Raw genomic sequence first — 5,774 nt, 5'->3', positions numbered from 1 at the left:
CGAGTACGAGGAAGCCTTCTGGCAGAGCCAGGAGCAAACCCCGCAGTCCGCCTGAACCAATCAAGATCGGACTCTACGAAACTCGGGGCAGCTCAACCTGCCCCTTGAACCGATGGATATCGAGACCGAAATCGAAACCCACGACGGCACCCAGAACGGGCCGACCACTCCGCTTCCAGGGAACGGCCACCTGCCGCCTTGGAGCACATAGCCAAGCCAGCCCACGCCACCACGCAACCCGCTTCCGGGCACGCCACACGACGAGAGCGGCCACCGCAGCAACGGGCGCCCCCAGGCCAACACGGGCCGGGCGCGTACTCGACGAGGGGCATTTCGCAGTCTCGGCGGACACCCTCAGCGTGTTGGACTCAGCTGGGTCCGCAGCGACGCCCCAGCGGAGCCGGCTTGCGATCCCTCGCTGATGTAGCGGCAGAGGCGTCAGGCAGGAGCGACATCCGCTGAACCGGGTCCTGGGCGGCTTGCGACCGCTGTCTCGGTCCGGAGACTGCAGACGCCGGTCGCCCCGGACGTCACCGCTTCGGTCCGTGCCGGGCCCGTCCTCGCGACTACAGGGCACGCCCATCGGGGTGTTGTTGGCCTGCACCGGGAACAGGGTGTTGAAGTCCAGCAAATCCTCTGTGCCAGGCATGCTGCTGTTGCCCGTGCCGTCGAGGCTGAGCATCCCCTCGTAGCGTAGAGGCCGTGACTGCAGGGGAAGCTGGGAGTCATGGCGGAGAGGAGGTGGAAGTTCGAGGCGGAGTTCCGTGAGGGGGCTGTCCGGATCGTGGCAGAGACCGGCAAGCCGATCGCGCGGGTCGCGAGGGAGTTTGGGATCGATGACACCACGCCGGCCGGCTGGGTCTCCCGGGCCCGGCGCTCCGGCGCCACTGCCGGCGGGCGGGGCGAGGGCGCCCAGGAGGAGTCGGAGCGGCTGCGCAGGCGCGGCGCTGACCCGGGATAACAAGGAGAGCTGGTCATGGAGCGTGATGTCCTCAAACGCTGCATGGTCCTGTGGGTGAAGCAGCGGTGACGGACCCGGCGGCTCTCGTCGGGGTGATCAGCGACCAGAGGACCGCGCACAACGTCCCGCACTCCGTCTCCTGCCGCGCGCTCGGCGTCTCCGGGGCGTGGTTCTACAAGTGGCGCCGCCGATCGGCCGAGCCGACGATCCGCGAAGTCAGCGGCGCGCGACTGGAAGAGAGGATCACGTACATCTTCCGCCGGCCGGGCGACACCTACGGCTCGCCGAGAATCACGCTCGACCTGTGGGCCGAGGGCTGGAAGGTCTTCGTGGACACGGTCGCCGGGGATCACGGCCGACCTGGGGCTGCGGGGCCGTACCCCCCGCGCCGGCGCCGCTCGTCGACCCGGCAGGGCAGGCGCAGGGCTGCCCGTGACCTGGTCAGCCGGCACTTCGACGCGGTCTCGCCGAACGTGCTCTGGGTGGGCGATACGACCGAAGTCGATACCGGGGAAGGGAAGTTGTACCTGGCCACGGTCATCGACGCGTTCTCGCGCCGACTGCTGGGCTGTGCAATGGGCGCCCACCACGACGCCTCCCTGGTCGCCGCGTCGCTGGATGGCGACCGCCACGCGTGCGGTGGCGCCGTGGACGGCGTGATCTTTCAGAGCGATCGCGGCAGCGCTCCAACACGCGCCGCAGGCACTCTGCGGCCGGGGGCCCACCGCCCGTCGAGTCCGAACGGATCACCAGCGAAGCACGCGCCAGCCGCCATCAGGAGGACTTGGCCGCACAAGGAAGGTCTCTACGCTCCCAGGGGTTGGACACCACCGATGGGCACTGTGCGGCGAACCCGGCCACGCACTCACGCGCAACCGGGTTCCGCCCCAGCTCGCGGCATCCCCTGGCTGAGATTGAGCCGCCGCGAGGCAACCAGCGGACCTGTCCGCGCTGAGTTTGGGCTCAGCCTGAGGATGCGACGGCCGGAGGCGAGGGCGGTCGTGGGCCTGTGGGCGTGGCAGTGGGAGCGCGCTGGGCCTTGGGAATGCAGTTGGGGGGCTGGTGCATTGCCGGGAGAGGGTACGGGTACGGCGTTGCCGTTCCGTCCGCTGCGATGATGTAGATCTTTGGTGATGGTCCCTTCGCGACCGGCACCTCACCGGGTGGGCAGCTCGGAGTCGGGCCAGTGGGCTTGGGTGGTGTGGCGCCGCCGCTGTAGGCACACATGGCCAGGATCGTGTCCTGAGGGAGATCGGACCACGGTTTGCCGTCACCGCCGTGACTGCGCGCTTCCCCGGCGAGCGTCTGTGATCTGCTGGGGAGGGAGAGCTGCACTGAACCACCGGGAAGGACCTTCTCCTGGGAATCGGCGCACACCTTTGCGAAGTATTCGCCGTCCCTCGCGAGCTCCTTGGTCCATGTCGGGCGTACGGCACCCTCACCGTTGCCGTTGCCGGTGCCGGTGCCGGTGCCGGTGCCGGTGCTGCAACCAGTGAGGACGATGAGCAGCCCGAGAGCTGCGAGTCGTGAAGTCTGCACTAGGGGCTCCGAGTCTGTCTGTTGGGGAGGGTAGGCGCCAGGTGTCGGGGCCGGTGAGGGAGCGGTATGGCCTCCCCCACCGGAGTCCTAGGTGACTACCAGACCGTCCAACACTTGGTTATGACGCTGTAGTAGGTGCCTGAAGTACGGACCCAAACGCGAGAGCAGTAGTCACCACCAGGGACGTTCGACCATGGGGCCCACTCGAACACCGACAGTTGGTTTGCGGGCACCTCGGAGCCGTTGCCGATGCTTCCGGGAGGGCCGTACAGCTGGATGTGGCTGGGGTATTCATAGCTGTACCCCTTGGCGTACATCCATTCGACGTAAGTTCCGCCGCCGCTGATCGTCAGGCAGGCCACGGCATGGCTCCCGCCTCCCGATTTGCACCCATCGGCCGAGGCTGACGCCTGGCTCGGGAGCACGAACAACGCCGCCATCAGGGCGGCGAATGCCACCAGCGAACGTCTGAACCACCTGTTGAGCATGGAGTTCCTCCTAGGTGTGTGAGCGTCGGCCGCGCCTTGAACGGCTCGGCTTGCTGGTTGATACGGAGCAGAGGCAGGCAGGTTCAGTGATCTCCGTAACACCGCGGAACGGCCCGTACCGCCGACCCCTGTGCCGCTCACGGCGCAGCTTGGCGTATGCCCAACAGGCGCGCGCCATCTGGCAGAAAAGCGATGGTGCGGGGTGCTTGGGTTGGGATTCCGGCGGTGGGGGCCGCCTAACCCATCTACTTTGATGAACGCGGGAGTTGTGGCTTGAGCTGTGTGCTTCTGGTGCATGATGTGGGCGGTCCACCGCTGGAGTACGCGGTGCCGAGGGTGGCCGCCCACGCCGACGTGCATGTCCTCGCGCTGGCGCCACTGCCGACGGCGCGTCGAGGGCTCTGGCATCCGTTGTGCGCCTCGGTGAGCGAGCGCGCCGAGGGCGACACGCGTACGGAAGTGGTCGAGCGCATCAAGGGACGGGCAGCCGAGGTCGGAGCCGAGGTGGTGCTCACCCTCTCGGAGCGCGCCGTCGTTGCCGTGGCGCGTGCCTGCGAGGACCTCGGACTGGCGGGCGTCGGCCCGAACGCGGCGCTGCCCGGCGACAGACACGCGGTGCGCAGCATCTGGCGGAGGGCCGGCGTACCCGCGCCGCTCTCCATGCCCGTGAGCGACGAACAGGACATCAGGAAGGCCTTCGTCCGACTGCGGCCTCCGCTCCGGCTGACGTCCGTGCGGGGAGGCGCGGTGACGGGCGGGGCCGCGCTGTGCACGGTGCGTGAGGCCGTCTCCGCCTGGAGGGGGGCTCACGCGATGCGTTCCATGGCAGGTGAGCGGTCCGGTGATCTCGATGATCCGCATTCCGAGGGCGGATTCCTCATGGAGGAGATTGTCAGCGGCAGTACGGACGGGTGGTTCGAGAAGCCCGGCTGGGGCGACATCGTGAGCGTCGAGGGCATCGTTGCGGGGGGCGTCTACCAGGCCCTGTGCATCAGTGGCCGGTTGCCGACCGCGTTGCCCTTCCTCGAGAGGGGCAGTGTGACACCGGTGGCGATGCCTGTTCTGCTGCAGCGCCGGATCGAACGGGTCGTGCGCGAGGCTGTCGAGGCGCTGGATCTCGGCACGTGCGCCACACACACCTGCGTCCGGCTCGGGGCGGGCGGTCGGCTGTGGGTCATGGGCACGGCTCTCCGGTTCGGCGGCGTTCCGCTGGCCCGACAGGCCGAGGAGGTGTACGGCCTCGACATGATCGGCATGCTGGTGTGTCAGTTGCTCGGGCGCCCGGTCGCCTACCCGCGGCGCATGCTCACCAAGGGCCAGGGCGCCGCCGCCTCGCTGGTGGTTCCGCAGGTTGCCGAGGCTGGTGAGGTCCCGCCAGGGCCGCGCGCGTGGGACTTCACTGCGGTTGACTGGCGAGCCGTCCTTGCTCCGGAGTCGAGCATCCAGGTCGTGCCGGGTCTCTCTCGGCGGGATGGAGCGCACGCTGAGGCGGGCGACCGCGGTGACGGCGACCGTATGACGGTCTGCTTCGTCATCGGTCGTGACGCGAACACCGTTCTGCGTGACTGCGGCCGGATCGTCGACGCGCTGCCCGCGCTCATGGGTAGCAGTGCGATGACCAGCACCGATGTCGGAGCCTTCGAGGAATTCACCGGAATTCTCCTGGGCCAGGGCTACGTACAGGTCGTGGTGGACCGGCAGACGCGCGACGTGCACGTTCTGGACCGGACCCAGCACGCCTTTCATCTGCACTTCATCGCGGACCGGCTTCTCAAGATGGACAGGGACGTTCTGCATGCCGGCATCGAGGACTTCCAGCACAGCGTGTACCGGGACCCGGACCGCCGGTTCCTCCTCGGCGTCCTGTCGATGCACCACCGCGCGGGTGGTGCGTGCATGGTCCTGGAGACGTCCGCGGCCGACACCATGGGGGCCGCCCTGCTGATCGAGTTCCATGCCGCCGTACGTGCTCGCGTGGACCCGGGCATGTCCCTCTACGTCAAGCCGGCCAATCACGATCAGCAGGCCGCATTGAAGTCCTGCATGGTCCCCGCCGACGGCATCGGCTTCGATCTGGCCGAGCCGCCCTCAGGGTTCGTCGAACCGGTTCGTCACCATGCGCCCTTGGCTCTCGCCGCGCCCCGACGAGAGCCTTCCCTCATCGTCCCGCTGTCCCAGCTGCGCGTCACTGACGAGATGGCGTACGGCATCGAGGCCGCCAACCTGGGCGAGCTCCACCACGTTCTATGCCATGGTTCGACGCACCTCTCCCGCTACTACGCTGCCGCCCGTCCGCCACGTCCGCATCTGCTCGGTCGCCTCGCGGACCGCCTCGGCGCACCGCGCGCCAGCACCGCCGATCAACTTGCGGCGCTGGCAGGGAGCTTCCTACGCAGCCATGTGTCGGCGCCCGAAGGCATCGCTGTCCCCTTGGCGGTCCAGCGAGACTTCTTTGTTGGCTCGGCAGAGATTCAGCAGCTCATGGGAATGCTCCAGACAGCCCTGCAGCGCGAACGGACTCAGGATGTCGACGCGCTGTGTGCCAAACTCCAGCACCTCGTACGCACCACCGTGCTGCCCGACTCGATACTCCGCGTCTTGATCACCAGCTTGGTACGCCACGTGCCGGGCACCCAAGCCCTGGTGGTCCGGTCCTCGTCCAGCGTCGGCGGGCTTCCGGGTTACCCGGCCCGGGAGTGTCTTATTTTTCGTGTAAGCCCTGGTGTTGACGCTTCTTGGGATTGTTCGGGTGCTACTGGTTGTCGATGACGCGGTCGCCGTAGAAG

4 protein-coding genes are annotated in these 5,774 nt (G+C 68.0%); 3 read left to right on the top strand and 1 reads right to left on the bottom strand.

The genetic code is table 11. The annotated features are described in order from the left end of the window. Positions 1–727 precede the first annotated feature (727 nt). Both ABT342_RS37830 and ABT342_RS37825 read left to right on the top strand, forming a co-directional pair. A complete protein-coding gene (locus ABT342_RS37830; protein ID WP_351584073.1) occupies positions 728–961 on the top strand; it encodes a transposase in 234 nt (77 codons plus the stop codon). Between the two features lie 50 nt (positions 962–1,011). Further along, positions 1,012–2,079 (top strand): DDE-type integrase/transposase/recombinase, encoded by a 1,068-nt coding sequence (locus tag ABT342_RS37825; protein WP_351584070.1) that lies wholly within the window; start codon positions 1,012–1,014, stop codon positions 2,077–2,079. 516 nt (positions 2,080–2,595) lie between these two features. Here ABT342_RS37825 and ABT342_RS37820 read toward each other — a convergent pair. After that, positions 2,596–2,988, bottom strand: coding sequence for a hypothetical protein (locus tag ABT342_RS37820; protein ID WP_351584067.1), 393 nt, complete (start codon positions 2,986–2,988; stop codon positions 2,596–2,598). Positions 2,989–3,270: 282 nt separating this feature from the next. Between ABT342_RS37820 and ABT342_RS37815 the strand changes: the two genes are divergently transcribed. Continuing rightward, positions 3,271–5,757 (top strand): ATP-grasp domain-containing protein, encoded by a 2,487-nt coding sequence (locus tag ABT342_RS37815; protein ID WP_351584064.1) that lies wholly within the window; start codon positions 3,271–3,273, stop codon positions 5,755–5,757. The last annotated feature ends 17 nt before the right edge of the window (positions 5,758–5,774 follow it).

Origin of the sequence: Streptomyces sp. NPDC000410 (assembly GCF_040300305.1) — a bacterium.
Taxonomy (GTDB): Bacteria; Actinomycetota; Actinomycetes; order Streptomycetales; family Streptomycetaceae; genus Streptomyces.
Note: the sequence above shows the minus strand (reverse complement) of the source record. Positions and strands in the feature narration are given on the sequence as shown.

Excerpts from the sequence above, each read along its gene's own strand:
- ABT342_RS37830 (WP_351584073.1), top strand. The coding sequence starts at position 728 with ATGGCGGAGAGGAGGTGGAAGTTCGAGGCGGAGTTCCGTGAGGGGGCT.
- ABT342_RS37820 (WP_351584067.1), bottom strand. The coding sequence starts at position 2,988 with ATGCTCAACAGGTGGTTCAGACGTTCGCTGGTGGCATTCGCCGCCCTG.